This window comes from Streptomyces sp. NPDC005533 (assembly GCF_042871845.1).
Lineage (GTDB): Bacteria > Actinomycetota > Actinomycetes > Streptomycetales > Streptomycetaceae > Streptomyces.
Window position 1 is genome coordinate 21,620 of sequence record NZ_JBIAJH010000010.1, and the last position, 16,564, is coordinate 38,183.

A 16,564-nucleotide genomic window follows, 5' to 3' on the forward strand; every position below is an offset into this window, starting at 1 on the left:
GCCTGCACATGACCCAGCCGATCACCTCGCTGCTCGTCGCCAACCGCGGCGAGATCGCCGTACGGATCTTCCGCACCGCCCGCGCACTGGGCCTGGCCACCGTCGCCGTCCACTCCGACCCGGACGCCGACGCCCTGCACGTGCGCGAAGCCGACGCGGCCGTCCGCCTGCCCGGCGCGGCCCCCGCCGACACCTACCTGCGCGGCGACCTGATCATCAAGGCCGCCCTCGCCGCCGGCGCCGACGCCGTCCACCCCGGCTACGGCTTCCTCTCCGAGAACGCCGACTTCGCCCGCGAGGTCCTGGCCTCCGGCCTGACCTGGATCGGCCCGCAGCCCGAGGCCATCGAGGCCATGGCCTCCAAGACCCGCGCCAAGGACCTGATGCGCGCCGCCGGGGTCCCGCTCCTGGACCCCGTCGACCCGGCCACCGCCACCCCCGCCGACCTGCCCCTGCTCCTGAAGGCCGCGGCCGGCGGCGGCGGGCGCGGGATGCGCGTGGTCCGCGACCTCGCCGGCCTGGCGGAGGCCCTCGACGCGGCCTCCGCCGAGGCCCGTTCGGCCTTCGGCGACGGCGAGGTCTTCGCCGAGCCCTACGTCGAGCGCGGCCGCCACGTCGAGGTGCAGATCCTCGCCGACGCCCACGGCACCGTCTGGGCGCTCGGCACCCGCGACTGCTCCCTCCAGCGCCGCCACCAGAAGGTCATCGAGGAGGCCCCGGCACCCGGCCTGCCGCACACCCTGCGGGAACACCTGCACGCCGCCGCCGTCGCCGCCGCCCGCGCCGTCTCCTACCGGGGCGCCGGCACCGTCGAGTTCCTCGTCACCGCCGACGGACGCCCGTACTTCCTGGAGATGAACACCCGCCTCCAGGTGGAACACCCCGTCACCGAAGCCGTCTTCGGCCTCGACCTCGTCGCCCTCCAGCTGCGCGTGGCCGAGGGCGAGGCCCTGCCGACGTCGCCGCCGGAGCCCACCGGCCACGCCGTCGAGGCCCGCCTCTACGCCGAGGACCCGGCCCGGGACTGGCGCCCCCAGACCGGAGCCCTGCACACCCTCGCCGTTCCCGGCCGGGTCCGCGTGGACACCGGCTTCGCCGACGGGGACATGGTCGGCATCCACTACGACCCGATGCTCGCCAAGGTCATCGCCCACGCCCCGACCCGCGCCGAGGCCGTACGGGCCCTCGCCCACGCCCTCGCCGGAGCCCGCATCCACGGGCTCACCACCAACCGCGACCTCCTCGTACGGTCCCTGCGCCACCCCGAGTTCGCCGCCGGGCAGCTCGACACCGGCTTCTACGAGCGCCACCTCGCCGCCCTCACCGAGGCTCCCGCGGACGCCACGGAGGCGGCCCTCGCCGCCGCCCTCGCCGACGCGGCCCCCGCCGCGGACGGCCCGCTCGCCGCCCGTCTCGGCGGCTGGCGCAACGTCCGCTCCCAGCCGCAGGTCCGCCGCTACACCGCGGCCGGAGCCGAGTACGAGGTCCGCTACCAGGCCGGCCGGCTCGTCGACCACCCCGGCATCCGGGTCCTGGCCGCCACCCCCGCCCTCGTCACCCTCGAAATCGAGGGAATCCGGCGGGTGTTCCACGTGAAACGTAATTCGAACAAGCCCGACGCGACCGAGATCTACGTGGACTCCGCACTCGGCGCCCACACCCTCACCCCCGTCCCCCGCTTCCCCGACCCCCAGGACCGGACCGAACCGGGCTCCCTGCTCGCCCCGATGCCCGGCACCGTCGTCCGCATCGCCGAGGGCCTCGCCCCCGGCAGCCCCGTCACCGCCGGGCAGCCCCTGCTCTGGCTGGAGGCCATGAAGATGGAGCACCGGATCCTCGCTCCCGCCTCCGGCACGCTCACCGCGCTCCACGCCGTCACCGGCCAACAGGTCGAGTTCGGCGCCCTGCTCGCCGTAGTCCAGGAGGAAACGCAGTCATGAGCTCCGCCACCAACACCGTCGAGACCGAAGAGCACCAGGCCCTGCGCGCGGCGGTCGCCGCCCTCGGGCAGCGCTACGGCCGCCCGTACCTCGCCCGCGTCGCCCGCGAAGGCGGCCACCCCGACGAGCTGTGGGCCGACGCCGCGAAGCTCGGCTACCTCGGGGTCAACCTGCCCGAGGAGTACGGCGGTGGAGGCGGCGGCATCGCCGAGCTGTCCATCGTCCTGGAGGAACTGGGCGCGGCCGGCTGTCCCCTCCTGATGATGGTCGTCTCGCCCGCGATCTGCGGCACGGTCATCTCCCGCTTCGGCACCGACGCCCAGAAGCGGGCCTGGCTCCCGGGTCTCGCCGACGGCAGCCGCACCATGGCCTTCGGCATCACCGAACCCGACGCCGGCTCCAACTCCCACCGGATCACCACGACGGCCCGCCGTGACGGCGACGACTGGATCCTCACCGGCCGCAAGGTCTTCATCTCCGGCGTCGACATCGCCGACGCCACGCTGATCGTGGGCCGCACCGAGGACGCCCGGTCCGGGCGCCTCAAGCCGTGCCTGTTCATCGTCCCGAGGGACGCCCCCGGCTTCTCCCGCTCGGTCATCGACATGGAACTCCAGGCCGCGGAGAAGCAGTTCGAACTGGTCCTGGACGAGGTGCGGCTGCCCGGGGACGCATTGGTCGGCGACGAGGACGCGGGCCTGCTCCAGCTGTTCGCCGGGCTCAACCCGGAGCGGATCATGACCGCCGCCTTCGCCATCGGGATGGGCCGCCACGCCCTGGCCAAGGCCGTGGACTACGCGAAGACCCGGCAGGTGTGGAAGGAGCCGATCGGCGCGCACCAGGCCGTGGCGCACCCGCTGGCCGTGGCGCACATCGAGCTCGAACTGGCCCGCCTGATGATGCAGAAGGCCGCCCGCCTGTACGACGCGGGGGACGACATGGGGGCGGGGGAGGCAGCGAACATGGCGAAGTACGCGGCGGGTGAGGCGTGCGTACGCGCCGTGGACCAGGCAGTCCACACCCTCGGCGGCAACGGCCTCACCCGCGAGTACGGGCTCGCCTCCCTCATCACCGCCTCCCGCGTGGCCCGGATCGCCCCGGTCAGCCGCGAGATGATCCTCAATTTCGTCTCCCACCAGACCCTGGGCCTCCCCAAGTCCTACTGACCCCCCACCGGGCCCCCACCCGCGCCTCAATCGCCGGCGGGGCTGGAGGTGCGGCGAGCCGCCGAAACCGGGGCTCCGCCCCACACCCCGCGCCTCAATCGCCGGCGGGGCTGGGGGATCGGGGCTCCGCCCCGAACCCCGCTCCTCAAACGCCGGAGGGGCTGAAATCGCGCCCCGCTCGCAGGGCTGACGCGGCCAAATCCAGCCCGCCGGCGTTTGAGGCGCGGGTCCGGGGCGGATGCCCGATCCGTCGGCACGCCGCACTCTTCAGCCCCGCCGGCGATTGAGGTGCGGGGTCTGGGGCGGAGCCCCAGGGGGCGGCGGAGCCGGGCCTCGCAGGGCCCTGCGAGGCCCCGCCGCAGGCGGCCCGCATACCCTCCCCGGGAGGATCCCGGCCCGCACGGACACCCGCACACCCCTCCGGAGGAGACATGGTCCAACCCGTTCACACGACAACGGCGGCGGGAGTCACCACCCTGACGCTCGACTCCCCGGCCAACCGCAACGCCCTCTCCGCGGAGCTCGTGGCAGCGACCCGTGCCGCCCTCGCCGCCGCCGCCGCGGACCCGGCGGTCCGGGCCGTCGTCCTCACCCACACCGGCAACACCTTCTGCTCCGGCGCCGACCTGAAGTCCCCCTGCGCCCCGGCCGACTTCCTCGCCCTGCTCCGCGAGATCGCCGCTCTGCCCAAGCCCGTGGTCGCCCGGGTCACCGGCCACGTCCGGGCCGGCGGCCTCGGGCTGCTCGGCGTCTGCGACATCGCCGCCGCCGGGCCGAAGTCCTCGTACGCCTTCACCGAGACCCACCTCGGCCTCGCCCCCGCGGTGATCTCCATGCCGCTGCTCCCGCGCCTGGACCCCCGCGCCGCCGCCCGCTACTTCCTCACCGCCGAGGCCTTCGACGCCGCCGAGGCCGCCCGGATCGGGCTGCTCACCCTGCACGCCGAGGACGTCGACGAGGCGCTGGAGCCCGTACTCGCCGGCCTGCGCAAGGCCTCCCCGCAGGGCCTGGCCGCGACCAAGGCGCTGACCGCCGCCGCCGTGCGCGAGGCCCTGCACCGCGACGGGGCGCGTCTGACAGAGCTGTCCGGGGAGCTCTTCGCGTCCGCCGAGGCCCGTGAGGGCATCACCGCCCGCTTCGAGCGCAGGGACCCGTCATGGGCCCTGTGACCAACGCGGCCGGCCCCAAGCAGGCGCGCAGCCGCGTCACCCGCCGCCACCTCCTGGAGGCGGCCGTCTCCTGTCTGGCGGAACACGGCTGGGCCGGTTCCACCGTCGCCGTCGTCGCCGAACGGGCCGGTGTCTCGCGGGGCGCGGCCCAGCACCACTTCCCGACCCGCGAGGACCTGTTCACCGCGGCCGTCGAGTACGTCGCCGAGGAACGGTCCACGGCCCTGCGCGACCTCTTCCACGCAGGCCCGGCCGCCCGCCCCGCGGTGGTGGAGGCGCTCGTGGACCTGTACACGGGCATCCTCTTCCGGGCCGCGCTCCAGCTGTGGGTCGCGGCCTCCAACGAGGAGCAGCTGCGTCCCCGGGTCACCGAGCTGGAGGCCCGGGTGGGCCGCGAGACCCACCGCATCGCCGTGGAACTGCTGGGCGCCGACGAGTCCGTGCCGGGCGTGCGGGAGACCGTGCAGGGCCTCCTCGACATGGCGCGCGGGCTGGGCCTGGCCAACGTCCTCACCGACGACACGGCCCGCCGGGCCCGCGTGGTGGCCCAGTGGTCCCGCATCCTCGACGCCGCCCTGGCCTGAGGCCCGCCCGAGGCAACTGCAGGGGACCAACGGGAGGGGACCAACGCCAGGGCGCCGCACCCCGGCATCGGGGTACGGCGCCCAGCGGTCGCCCGGCTACGCGCTCACGCGGTCTCGGCGATGTCCGCGTAGCCCTCGATCTCCTGCGGGTTGCGCCGGCCGGGGCCCGTGTAGCGGGCCGACGGGCGCACCAGGCGGCCCGTGCGCTTCTGCTCCAGGATGTGCGCCGACCAGCCGGCGGTACGGGCGCAGCTGAACATGGAGGTGAACATGTGCGCCGGGACCTCCGCGAAGTCCAGCATGATCGCGGCCCAGAACTCCACGTTGGTGGCGAGCACGCGGTCGGGGCGGCGCGCGTGCAGTTCCTCCAGCGCGGCCTTCTCCAGCGCGGCGGCCACCTCGTAGCGCGGCGCGTCGAGCTCCTTGGCGGTGCGGCGCAGCACGCGGGCGCGCGGGTCCTCGGCGCGGTAGACGCGGTGGCCGAAGCCCATCAGCCGCTCGCCCTTGTCGAGGGCCTTCTTCACGTACGCCACGGCGTCGCCGGTGCGCTCGATCTCCTCGATCATGCCGAGCACCCGGGACGGCGCGCCGCCGTGCAGCGGCCCGGACATGGCCCCGACGGCTCCGGACAGGGCGGCCGCCACGTCGGCCCCGGTGGAGGCGATGACGCGCGCGGTGAAGGTGGAGGCGTTCATGCCGTGTTCGGCGGCCGAGGTCCAGTACGCGTCGACGGCCTTGACGTGCCGCGGGTCCGGCTCGCCCCGCCAGCGGATCATGAACCGCTCGACCACGGACTCGGCTTTGTCGATCTCCCGCTGCGGCACCATCGGCAGGCCCTGGCCACGGGCGGACTGGGCGACGTACGACAGCGCCATCACGGCCGCGCGCGCCAGGTCGTCGCGGGCGGTCCGCTCGTCGATGTCCAGCAGCGGCTTCAGACCCCACACGGGGGCGAGCATCGCGAGCGCGGACTGCACGTCGACGCGGATGTCTCCGGAGTGGACCGGGATCGGGAAGGGTTCGGCGGCGGGCAGGCCCGGGTTGAAGGCACCGTCGACCAGCAGACCCCAGACGTTTCCGAACGAGACGTGCCCGACGAGGTCCTCGATGTCGACCCCGCGGTAGCGGAGGGAACCGCCTTCCTTGTCCGGTTCGGCGATCTCGGTCTCGAACGCGACGACCCCTTCGAGCCCGGGTACGAAGTCGGACATCAGGCGGCTCCTCAGATAGTGCGAACACGCGCGGCTCCCGGCGTGACTCGCGGTCCGGCGCGGTCATCCCCGTTGATGCCCGGCACGGTCGATGGTCACCCGCGCGGGGACCTTCGGACCGGCCCCAAGATTTTGGCCGCTCCGCCTCGACTGCGGAAGCGTGACATACGGCACACCGCCACCGGCCCGGCTGCGGCAGGATGGCCAGCGTGACCGATCAGGACATTGACCCCGCCACGATGCGCAAGCAGTACCGCTCGGAAATCGTCCTTGAGGAGACCCTCGCCGAGCATCCGATGGACCAGTTCGCCCTGTGGTTCCAGCAGGCAGCCGACTCGCACCTCTTCGAACCGAACGCGATGGTCGTCTCGACGGCCACCCCCGACGGCCGGCCCAGCTCGCGCACGGTGCTGATGAAGCAGTTCGACGGGCGCGGCTTCGTCTTCTTCACCAACTACGCCTCCCGCAAGGGCCGCGAGCTCGCCGAGAACCCGTACACCTCCCTGCTCTTCCCCTGGCACCCCATCTCGCGCCAGGTGATCGTCACCGGCACCGCGGCCCGCATCGGCCGCGACGAGACGGCGGCGTACTTCCGCTCCCGCCCCCACGGCTCCCAGCTGGGCGCCTGGGCGAGCGAGCAGTCCAGCGTGATCGGCTCCCGCGCGGAACTGGACCGCCGTTACGCCGAGCTGGACGCCCGCTACCCGGAGGGCGAGCAGGTCCCGGTCCCGCCGGAATGGGGCGGCCTGCGCGTGGTCCCGGAGGCGGTGGAGTTCTGGCAGGGCCACGAGAACCGCCTGCACGACCGGCTGCGCTACGTCCTGGACGAGGGCGAGTGGCGCGTCGAGCGGCTCTGCCCGTAGCCGTGCGGCGCCGTGCGGGAGGGTTCGGCCGGCGGGCCCGCCCGCACGAAGGGCCCCCGGAAAGCGGGAGCGGCCGCAACGCAGGCGACCCGCGGGCTCTGGGTCTCTCTCCTGCAGTGAGAGAAGCCGGCCGGACGTACCGGCGAGCCCGCGGGTCGGGTGACTGCTGTGGATTGGCGCCTGGCGATCCCGCCGGGCACCGCACTGGGTGCGTGCGACGACGGGCGCTTAGCCCGCAGCCACCTCACGCGTCCGGTTTCCGTACATTGCGGCAACCACCTCCCTTCTCGTGTACGTCCGAGCCTAGGCAGGGGCCGCGGCAGCCACAACTGTTTATTCACCCGCCAATTTCCCGTATCCAATCCGCGGAAAGCAGTGTGGGCTGCGTCACGTTCCAGTTGAATGATCCGACGTGCCGCACACGCGAACACCTGCTGGGGGTGCCAGGTGACTGCTTCCGGACGTGACGAGACCGCAGACGATCTGCTCGCCGCGCTGCTGGACGGGATGGACGCCGCCTTGTGCGCGTTCGACTCCGACGGCGTGATCACCCACTGGAACCGCGAGGCCGAGCGGATCCTGGGCTGGTCCGCGGGCGAGGCCGTGGGACGCAAGGGCTTCGAGGGGTGGGCGGTGCGGGCCGCCGACGCCCACGACGTGCAGGACAGACTCATGGCTGCCCAGCACGTGCCCGGCCGGCAGGTGCACGAGTTCGCGCTGCTCACCAAGGACGGCGGGCGCGTCCTCGTACGGACCCAGTCGGCCGGGGTGCCGGGCGCGGACGGTAAGCCCGCCGGGGTGTACTGCGCCTTCAGCGAGGTGCACGCGCAGATCGACCTGGAGCGGTCCATCGCGCTGAGCGAGGCCCTGATGGAGGACGCCTCCTGGGGCGTCGTCCTCGTCGACGTCGACCTGCGGCCCGCCGTCGTCAACGCGCACGCCGCGCGCGCCTTCGGGACCGGCCGCACCGCCCTGCTCGGACGCCCGCTGGGGGAGCTGCTCACCCAGGGCGTGGAGGAGCTCGAAGGCGCGCTCCAGCACGTGCTCGCCGAGGGGGCGCCGCCCGCGCCGGTGGAGATGTGGGTGTCGGTGCGCACCGCCGAGGGGGTGCGGCGCAGGTGCTGGCGGTGCGGGTTCCTGCGGCTGGCCTCGCCGCTCGCGGAGGAACCGGTGCCGCTGGGCGTCGGCTGGCTGTTGCAGGACGTCACCGAGGCCCGGCAGGAGCAGCTGGACACCGCGCAGCTGCGGTTCCGGTCCCACCAGCTGCACCGCGCGGGGCGGGCCGCCGCCGAGTGCGAGGACCCGGCCGAGGCGGCCGCCGTACGCCTGGACTTCGCCCTGGCCGGCTTCGCCGAGCACGCGCTGCTGGACGTACTGGATCCCGCGGCCGACCCCGAGCGGCGAAGGCTCGTACGGTCCGCCGCGTCCCCACCGGTGCTGCCGGGGCCCGGCTCGATCCCGGTCCGGTACGCCGCCGGGCATCCGGTCCTCCAGGCCCTGGACCGGATCGGCTCGGTGCGTACCTCCGCCCCGCGCGGCGAGGCCGACGCGCAGTGGGCGCGGGCCCGCCAGTGGCCCGAGGGCGCGGCGCACGTGCTGTGCACGGTGCTGCGCAGCCGGGGGCGGACGCTGGGGGCGCTGACCTTCGTGCGCGGGCCCACGCGGGTGGCCTTCGAGCGCGCGGACGCGGAGTACGCGGAGGAGGTCGCGGCCCGGGTGGCCGCCGATCTGGACCTGGCGGCGGGAGGGCACCTGCCGGGCTAGTGCCCGTCCTGCTGCCCGTCCCCCTGCTTCCGGTTGCCGTCCCCGTTCCCGTTCTGGTTCTCGCCGATCTGTGACGGGGAGGGCAGCGACCACAGGTGGTCCGGGGTGACGATCTCGGTGACGGCCCGGCCGATCGTGGTGCTGTACGAGCCGCCGCGGTCGACGTCGGAGTTGATCAGGACGACCAGCGTGGCCCGCTGCTGCGGCAGTTGGGCCGTGATGGTCTCGTAGCCGGGCAGCTCGCCGTTGTGCCCGAGCCAGCCGTTGACGTCGGCGATGCCGAGGCCGTACGAGATCCCCGGCACGCCCACCGGTCCGGTGCGCAGCCGCTGCGCCTGGGTGGCGGGCGTCAGCAGCCGGCCGTCCGCCAGCGCCGGGGCCCAGGTGTGCAGGTCGTCGAGGTCGGAGACGACGGCTCCGGCGGCCCAGGCCCAGGACGGGTTCCAGGTGGTGGCGGCGGTGACGGCGCCGTCGGGGGTGAAGGCGGTGTAGCCCTGCGCGTGCGGTTCGGGCAGGGCCGCGCCGGTGGGCAGGGCGGTGCTGGTCAGCTTCAGCGGCTCGAACACGTGCTGTTGCAGGAAGGTGTGCAGCGGCTGCCCGCTGATCTTCTCGATGATCAGGCCGAGCAGCACGATGTTGGTGTTGCTGTACTCCCACTTCGCGCCCGGGGCGAAGTTCGCCGGGTGGGCGAAGGCGTAGTCGAGGAGCTGGCGCGGGGTGAAGGAGCGGTGCGGGTCGGCGCGCAGGGAGTCGAGGAACTTCGGGTCGCTGGTGTAGTCGTACAGGCCGCTGCGCATGGCGGCGAGCTGGCGGAGGGTGATCTTCTCGCCACCGGGGACCCCGTCCAGGTACGTCGAGACGGGGGCGTCGAGCCTGACGCGGCCCTGGTCGACGAGCTGGAGGAGGGCGGTGACGGTGAAGGTCTTGGTCACGCTGCCGATGCGGGTGTGGAGGTCGGTCTTCATGGGCGCCCCGGAGGCCGTGTCCGCGAGGCCGAAGGACTTCACGTAGTCCCCGCGCCCGGGCATCCACAGGCCGACGGTCACGCCCGGGATGCCGCCCTTCTTCATCGCCGCGGTGATGGCGGCGTCGAGCCGGGCGACGGTGGCCGGGTCGAGGTCGCGGCTCACGAGGCCCGGGCTCAGGCCGGCGGGGGCGAGCGCCGCCCCGGCGTGCGGGGCGGCGCCCACGCCCGCCACGAAGAGGAGGAGGGCCGCGGCGCCGGCCCGCAGGGCCCGGCGCGCGGCGTGCGGGACATGCCGGACGTGCGGTGCGGAGGATTCTGGGGTCGGGGCGGGAGTGGCGGACATGCCCGGTCACCTCTGAACTGCGCGGGGCCCCGAGTTGCCGTACCCGTCCATCGTAGGAAGGGGCTGCCGGTGGGGCGACCGCCCGGTCAGTGCCGGAAGAAGATCCGGTCGCCGTACTCCCGCATCACGCGGCCGTTCCACTCGTGGCCGCCGTCGACGTTGCCCGAGCGCAGCAACGGGGGCTCCACCCCGCGGGCGGCGAGCTCGCCGGCCGCCGCCGCCATGACCGCCTGCATGATCGCGCTGGTCACGACGGTGGAGGCGGGGGCGAAGGGCGCCTCGATGCCGTCGATGCTCAGCTCGGCGTCCCCGACCGCGATCTTGCTGTCGAGGACGACGTCGCAGTGGTCCTTGAGGAAGCCGCCGGAGACGTGCCGCGACTTGGTCTCGGTGGCGTACGCCACCGAGGTCACGCCGATGACCTTGAGGCCGATGGCGCGGGCGTTCATGGCCATCTCCACCGGCAGGGCGTTGCGCCCGGAGAGGGAGATGATCACGAGGACGTCGCCGGCGCAGGCGGGGCTGCTGTCGAGGACGGCGCCGGCGAGGCCGTCGACCCGTTCCAGGGCGCTGCCCAGGGTCGCGGGCATGACGTCGATGCCGACGGTGCCGGGGACGGCGAGGAAGTTCATCAGGGCCATGCCGCCGGCCCGGTAGACCACGTCCTGGGCGGGCAGCGAGGAGTGCCCGGCCCCGAACGCGAAGAGCCGGTTGCCGCCGGCGACGGCGTCGGCGACGAGGGAGCCGGCCTCCGCGATGTGCGGGGCCTCCTCGTCCCGCACCCGCTCCAGCAGACCGATGGCGGCGTCGAAGAACTGACCGGCCAGCTTGCTCTCGCTCATACGACGATGGCCCTTCCGGAGGTGGGGGTGCGTCCGTGTCCGCCGCTCACCGTGCGGTCTGGACCAAGGGCGTGTCAATACGGGCGCCACGAGATGTCCGGGACCGGTCTTGACCCTCGGCACGGGACGGTTGTCGGCCCGATGCGTCAGAATTGGGGGCAGGGCCAGCGCACGCAATCCGAGGGGCACGAATGTCCGGACTGATCGATACCACGGAGATGTATCTCCGCACCATCCTTGAGCTGGAGGAGGAAGGTGTGGTCCCCATGCGCGCCCGTATCGCCGAACGGCTGGATCAGAGCGGCCCGACGGTGAGCCAGACGGTGGCACGGATGGAGCGGGACGGCCTGGTGGCCGTCGCCAGCGACCGGCACCTGGAGCTGACCGAGGAGGGGCGGCGGCTGGCGACGCGCGTGATGCGCAAGCACCGGCTCGCGGAGTGCCTGCTCGTCGACGTCATCGGCCTGGAGTGGGAGCAGGTGCACGCCGAGGCCTGCCGCTGGGAGCACGTGATGAGCGAGGCGGTGGAGCGGCGGGTGCTGGAGCTGCTGCGCCACCCGACCGAGTCGCCGTACGGGAACCCGATCCCGGGGCTGGAGGAGCTGGGCGAGAAGGCCGAGGCGGACCCGTTCCTGGAGGACGGCATGGTCAGCCTGTCCGAGCTCGACCCGGGCGCGGAGGGCAAGACCGTGGTCGTGCGCCGGATCGGTGAGCCGATCCAGACGGACGCCCAGCTGATGTACACGCTGCGGCGGGCGGGCGTACAGCCCGGCTCGGTGGTGAGCGTGACGGAGTCCCCGGGCGGGGTGCTGGTCGGCAGCGGTGGCGAGGCCGCCGAGCTGGACGCGGACGTCGCTTCCCACGTCTTCGTGGCGAAGCGCTGACCTCGACGCCCCGCACGGCTTCCGCGACCTCGACTTCGACGCGGGCGGTCATGCCCGCCGGTGTCGATTCGTTGCCGGCGTCGGCTCGATTCGTTGGACTGGTGGGAAGTGGGCGGTCCCGGCGCCTTGCGGCACCGGGACCGGTCCTCCCCTTGTGACCCGGAGCCCCGAGCTCTCAAGGTCTCCCCTTCGGACCGTCTTCCCCGAGCGGCCCGCCTCCCTGTTGAAAGGATCTCCATCGGCAGCGGCGGCCAATCCTTGAGCAAGGTCACTCGAAAGAGCGGTGTTGTAGGCGAGAACCCTGTTTTCGAATGTGGGTTCGATAGTCTGGCGGTGAGTGAAGGGGGTGCATCTGCGGTGGTACAGCGCGTCGATGTGACAGGGGCCGGAGGCGTCCGCCTGGCCGCCTGGGAGTTCCGCGAAACGGCCGCCGAGGCCGACCCCCGCCCCGGGGTGCTCTTACTGCACGGTCTGATGGGCCGCGCCTTCCACTGGTCCGGCACCGCCCGCTGGCTCCGCGAGACCCGCCGCGTGGTGGCCCTGGACCAGCGGGGACACGGCCAGAGCGGCCGGCCGCCCGGCGGCCCCGACGTCCCCACCTCCTTCGGGCGCGAGGCGTTCGTGGCCGACGCCGAGGCCGCCGTCGAGCAGCTCGGCCTCGCCCCCGTCACCCTGATCGGCCACTCCATGGGCGCCCTCACCGCCTGGCAGCTCGCGGCCCGCCGCCCGGACCTGGTCGAAGCCCTGGTCATCTGCGACATGCGCGCCTCCGCCCTCGGCGCCGCCTCCCAGCAGGAATGGGAGGAATGGTTCCACCGCTGGCCCCTGCCCTTCCCCACCCAGGACGCCGCCCGCCGCTGGTTCGGCGAGGACGACCCCCGGGTCGAGCGCCCCGACCCCGGCCGCGGTGCCTTCTTCGCCGAGGTCATGCACGAGGCACCGGACGGCTGGCGCCCGCTCTTCTCCCGCCGCGAGATGCTGACGGCCCGCGAGACCTGGGTCCACGACGCCCACTGGGAGGAGCTGGCCAAGGTCCGCTGCCCGACGCTGGTGGTGCGCGGCCTGGACGGCGAGCTGGGCCGGGCCGAGGCCCAGGAGATGGTCCGCGTCCTCCCGTCCGGGCAGTACGCGGAGATCCCCGACGCCGGCCACTACCTCCACTACGACCAGCCGACGGCCTGGCGCGCGGCCCTGGAGCCCTTCCTGGACGGGATCAAGGCCGAGGCCTCCTGACGGCACCGGCAGGCCGTGCCGGCCGGGGACGGCGTCAGGGCGGCGACGCCCCACCGGGTGAACCGTCTCCGCCCGGTCTCCGCTCCCGAGAGGGGAGCGGGGACCGGCCCGTTCGCCGGAGGTCAGCCCTTGCTGACCGCCCACAGGATCTCCGGCAGCTTGCGCGCCACCGTCGGGGCCGCCAGCCGCAGGCCCGCCCAGGTGGCCAGCGCCCCCCAGACCACGCCCAGGGGGAGCACGATCCAGGAGGCGTCCTGGTGCCCGGCCACGTGGAGCCAGATCGTCAGGGCGATCACCGGGGCGCAGATCACCGCCGAGACGAGCAGCCCGCCGAAGATGCCCGCCCAGGCGAGCCCGGCCTGGCCCGGGACGACGTTCTTGAACGCGCCGTCCGACGGGATGGAGTACGGGAAGCGGGCCGAGGCCAGCGCCCCCGCGCAGAGCATCGACCCGAGCAGGGCCAGGGCCAGGCCCGTGGCCGCCGGAAGGGCGCTCCAGTCGCCGGTCAGCGCGGCCGTCACCACGGTGACGAGGATCGTGTACGGGACTGTGACGAGGGCGAGCGCGGCGGCGCGGGCGCGCAGTTCCACGTACGCGTCGCGCGGGCCGCAGATGGTCTGCGCGACCATCCAGAACGCCGAGGTGTCCTGCCCGAACTGGTTGTACATCTGCATGCCCAGCATGCCCGCGCCGAAGGTGGCGAGGTAGACGGACCCGGTGCCCTGGAGGGCGTTGAAGACCGGGACGATCAGGCCGATCGCCAGCGCCGTCACCCAGGCGGCCTTGGTCTTCGGGTCGCGGACGACGTAGCGCAGGCTGCGCTGCACGGCCGCGCCGGTCCGGCCGGCGGGCAGCAGCGACCAGAGGCCGCCCGCACCCCGCTCCTTCGTCGGCCGGGCGGCGGCGATGGTCGAGCCGTCCGGCGTGACCATCAGCCGGGTCAGGCTCCGCTCCCAGAACCACAGCAGGCCGACCAGGGCGGCCAGGGTCAGGGCCAGTTGGGCGGCGGCCACCCCGTACGCGCCCCCGCTCACCGAGTCCACCATGCCGACGGCGGTCGCCGGCGGCAGCCACCGCACCACCGCCTCGACGGGCTCCAGCGTCGACAGGCCGCCCGCCTGGAACAGGCGCTGGCTGCCGAAGTTGACCAGCTGGCCGCCCACCGCGATCAGCAGGCCGCTGAGCAGGGCCAGGTCGCGCCCCTTGCGGCTGGTCAGCAGCCGGACGTTGGCCGTGGCCACGGCCCGTGCGAGGGCCACGCAGCCGAGCAGCAGGAGCGGCGCGGCCACCACCGCGGCCACGGCTGCGGCGGCGCCGCGCGCGACGGCGATCACCGAGCCGGCCGCGAGGCACAGCGTGAACAGCGGCCCGATGCCGACCAGCGACGACGCGAACAGGGCCCGTACGAGGGGACGCGGGCGCAGCGGCAGCATGACGAGCCGGCTGGGGTCGAGCGTCTCGTCCCCGGTGGGGAAGAACAGCGGCATGAACGCCCAGGCGACCGCCAGGATCGCGGCCAGGAGGACGACGACCGTGCCCGCGTGGGCGTTCCCGCGCAGCAGGGCCAGGCCGAGCGTCAGGAAGAAGCCGACGAGCAGGGCGAAGGCGAGCGTCGAGAAGTAGGCGGCCTTGCGCTTGGAGGAGCCCTTCAGGCCGTTGCGCAGCAGCGACAGCTTGAGGCGGACGAAGAGCGGGGTCAGCGGGACCGCCGCGACGGAGGTGGCGGACGCGGCCGCCGGGGCGACAGCGCCGGCACGGGCACTCGTGACACCCGTGGCGGGGGTGTCGGGGGCGGCCGGAGTGGCGGGCGAGGTCATCGCGTGACCGTCCCGGAGCCGCCGCCGAGCCATTCCAGCGCGTCCCCGGCCGCGTCGCGCCCGTGTGCGCCGACCAGTTCGAGGAAGGCGGCCTGGAGGGAGGGCGCGGAGCCCCGTACGTCGGCCAGCGGGCCCGCGGCGCGGATCCGGCCGGCGGCCATCACGGCCACCCAGTCGCACAGCGACTCGACGAGCTCCATCACGTGGGAGGAGAAGACGACGGTGGCACCGGACGCGGTGTAACGTTCCAGCACCCTGCGGATGGTCTGCGCCGACACCGGGTCGACGCCCTCGAACGGCTCGTCCAGGAAGAGCACTTCGGGGTTGTGCAGCAGTGCGGCCGCCAGGCCGATCTTCTTGCGCATGCCCGTCGAGTAGTCCACGACCAGCTTGTGCTGCGAGCCCGCGAGGTCGAGGACGTCCAGCAGCTGCGTCGCCCGCTTGTCGGTCTCCTCGCCCGGCAGCCCGCGCATGCGGCCCATGTAGCCGAGCAGTTCGCGGCCCGACAGCCGCTCGAAGAGCCGCAGCCCCTCGGGCAGCACCCCGATCCGTGCCTTCACCTCGGTCGGGTCCGCCCACACGTCCCGCCCCGCGACGAGCACCCGCCCCATGTCCGGGCGCAGCAGCCCGGTCACCATCGACAGCGTGGTCGTCTTGCCCGCGCCGTTCGGGCCCACCAGACCGATGAACCGGCCCGCGGGCAGCTCCAGATCGATCCCGGCCACGGCCACCTGCTCGCCGAAGCGCTTCCACAGACCTTCCACCCGCACGGCGGAGGGCGCGGGTTTCGCGCCACCCGGCCCGTACGTCCCACCCGTCGCATCGCCCTGGTCCGGCATGCGCCTGCCTCTCTTGCGTCCCCGTTGGTCGTTCCTTCCTCACCATAGGAGGAGGGGGAGAGGCCCGAGCAGTTACTTATGTCATGACTTTCCGATCATGAACTTCACGTCAGGCCTGGCGGCGCTTGCGGTCCGCCGCCGCCTCGCTCCCGCACGCGTACGCCAGCGCGTCGATCAGCTCCTCCGTGTCCGGCAGCCACCGGTTCGCCGGAGTGGGCCGCCGGGCCCACTGGACCGCGCCGCGGCCGCCGAAACGGGTGGGCGGCGCGGCCACGTACTCGCCCTCGCCGCGCGCCACCAGGTCGATGCCGGTCGGCGACCAGCCCAGCTTCCGTACGAGATCGCCGACCTTGACGCCGGCGCCCGGCAGGACGAAGAACAGCATCCGGTGGTCGGGCGTCAAGGTGACCGGCCCGAGCGTGCGCTGCATCCGCTCCAGCCGCGCGAGCGCCAGGAAGCCGGCCGACTCCGGTACGTCCAGCGCGTCGAACGTGCGGCCCGTCGGCAGCAGGATCGAGGCCTCCGGGTGCTTCGCCCAGACCCGCCGGACCTGGACCGCGCTGCCCGTGGCCTGGGCCGCCCAGTCCTTCACCGCGGGGTGTGCGCCGGGCGCGGGGCAGTCCGCCGCTCCGCAGGAGCACAGCTCCCGGCCGTCGCCGGGCTCCAGCCAGGTGCCGGCGAAGACGTCCCAGTGCCGTTCTTCCGCGTACCGCACGGCGTGGTCCAGCAGCAGTTCGCCGCGCTGCTTGGGGATGGGTGCGGTCTCGGTGACTCCGATGGTCTCTTCCACGCCCATCACAACTCCCCGGGTCACCCGGGGTTACGGGCGTAAACCAGCGGGTGGACGGAGCATCGATCCTGCATACGGGGCGCACTGATGCACGCGTGGGGGCGCGTAGGAGGCCGGGGCGCTGGAGTTGGGTAGCGACACGACGCAGAGCG

At 73.7% G+C, this 16,564-nt stretch carries 14 protein-coding genes; 8 read left to right on the forward strand and 6 right to left on the reverse strand.

The genetic code is table 11. The features are described 5' to 3' along the window. The first annotated feature begins 8 nt into the window (after positions 1 to 8). From ACFYP3_RS12425 to ACFYP3_RS12440, 4 genes are all read left to right on the forward strand, one after another. Complete coding sequence (locus ACFYP3_RS12425) at positions 9 to 1,940, forward strand: biotin carboxylase N-terminal domain-containing protein (protein ID WP_388830818.1); 1,932 nt, start codon at positions 9 to 11, stop codon at positions 1,938 to 1,940. Then, positions 1,937 to 3,106: an acyl-CoA dehydrogenase family protein gene (locus tag ACFYP3_RS12430; protein ID WP_388830820.1), complete on the forward strand. Its 1,170-nt coding sequence runs from the start codon at positions 1,937 to 1,939 to the stop codon at positions 3,104 to 3,106. The genes ACFYP3_RS12425 and ACFYP3_RS12430 overlap by 4 nt, the downstream gene beginning before the upstream one ends. Positions 3,107 to 3,537: 431 nt before the next feature. After that, entirely contained in the window at positions 3,538 to 4,275 is a 738-nt protein-coding gene (locus ACFYP3_RS12435; RefSeq protein ID WP_388830822.1) for an enoyl-CoA hydratase family protein, read from the forward strand. Beyond that, on the forward strand, positions 4,263 to 4,859 hold the full coding sequence (locus ACFYP3_RS12440; RefSeq protein WP_388830824.1) for a TetR/AcrR family transcriptional regulator: 597 nt from the start codon (positions 4,263 to 4,265) through the stop codon (positions 4,857 to 4,859). The genes ACFYP3_RS12435 and ACFYP3_RS12440 overlap by 13 nt, the downstream gene beginning before the upstream one ends. A 104-nt stretch (positions 4,860 to 4,963) precedes the next feature. Here the strand turns inward: ACFYP3_RS12440 and ACFYP3_RS12445 are convergent, their stop codons facing one another. After that, a complete protein-coding gene (locus tag ACFYP3_RS12445; RefSeq protein ID WP_388830826.1) occupies positions 4,964 to 6,070 on the reverse strand; it encodes a citrate synthase 2 in 1,107 nt (368 codons plus the stop codon). 200 nt (positions 6,071 to 6,270) lie between these two features. On the opposite strand from ACFYP3_RS12445, the gene pdxH reads away from it, so the two are divergent. Both pdxH and ACFYP3_RS12455 read left to right on the forward strand, forming a co-directional pair. Continuing rightward, positions 6,271 to 6,933: a pyridoxamine 5'-phosphate oxidase gene (pdxH, locus tag ACFYP3_RS12450; RefSeq protein ID WP_388830828.1), complete on the forward strand. Its 663-nt coding sequence runs from the start codon at positions 6,271 to 6,273 to the stop codon at positions 6,931 to 6,933. 507 nt (positions 6,934 to 7,440) lie between these two features. Beyond that, complete coding sequence (locus ACFYP3_RS12455) at positions 7,441 to 8,697, forward strand: PAS domain-containing protein (RefSeq protein ID WP_388831127.1); 1,257 nt, start codon at positions 7,441 to 7,443, stop codon at positions 8,695 to 8,697. Here ACFYP3_RS12455 and ACFYP3_RS12460 read toward each other — a convergent pair. Further along, positions 8,694 to 10,007, reverse strand: a complete 1,314-nt coding sequence (locus ACFYP3_RS12460; RefSeq protein WP_388830830.1) for a serine hydrolase domain-containing protein — start codon at positions 10,005 to 10,007, stop codon at positions 8,694 to 8,696. The genes ACFYP3_RS12455 and ACFYP3_RS12460 overlap by 4 nt on opposite strands. An 86-nt stretch (positions 10,008 to 10,093) precedes the next feature. Then, positions 10,094 to 10,849: an SIS domain-containing protein gene (locus tag ACFYP3_RS12465; protein ID WP_388830831.1), complete on the reverse strand. Its 756-nt coding sequence runs from the start codon at positions 10,847 to 10,849 to the stop codon at positions 10,094 to 10,096. Positions 10,850 to 11,040: 191 nt separating this feature from the next. Between ACFYP3_RS12465 and ACFYP3_RS12470 the strand changes: the two genes are divergently transcribed. After that, on the forward strand, positions 11,041 to 11,733 hold the full coding sequence (locus ACFYP3_RS12470; protein ID WP_388830832.1) for a metal-dependent transcriptional regulator: 693 nt from the start codon (positions 11,041 to 11,043) through the stop codon (positions 11,731 to 11,733). A 357-nt stretch (positions 11,734 to 12,090) separates the two neighbouring features. Next, a complete protein-coding gene (locus ACFYP3_RS12475) occupies positions 12,091 to 12,966 on the forward strand; it encodes an alpha/beta fold hydrolase (RefSeq protein ID WP_388830833.1) in 876 nt (291 codons plus the stop codon). Between the two features lie 122 nt (positions 12,967 to 13,088). Here ACFYP3_RS12475 and ACFYP3_RS12480 read toward each other — a convergent pair whose 3' ends face one another. The 3 genes from ACFYP3_RS12480 to ACFYP3_RS12490 all read right to left on the reverse strand — a co-directional run bounded on the left by ACFYP3_RS12480 (position 13,089) and on the right by ACFYP3_RS12490 (position 16,418). Further along, on the reverse strand, positions 13,089 to 14,783 hold the full coding sequence (locus tag ACFYP3_RS12480; protein WP_388830835.1) for a transporter: 1,695 nt from the start codon (positions 14,781 to 14,783) through the stop codon (positions 13,089 to 13,091). Further along, a complete protein-coding gene (locus ACFYP3_RS12485) occupies positions 14,780 to 15,622 on the reverse strand; it encodes an ABC transporter ATP-binding protein (RefSeq protein ID WP_388830837.1) in 843 nt (280 codons plus the stop codon). The genes ACFYP3_RS12480 and ACFYP3_RS12485 overlap by 4 nt, the downstream gene beginning before the upstream one ends. Before the next feature lie 109 nt (positions 15,623 to 15,731). After that, a complete protein-coding gene (locus ACFYP3_RS12490; RefSeq protein WP_388830839.1) occupies positions 15,732 to 16,418 on the reverse strand; it encodes a bifunctional DNA primase/polymerase in 687 nt (228 codons plus the stop codon). Positions 16,419 to 16,564: the final 146 nt, after the last annotated feature.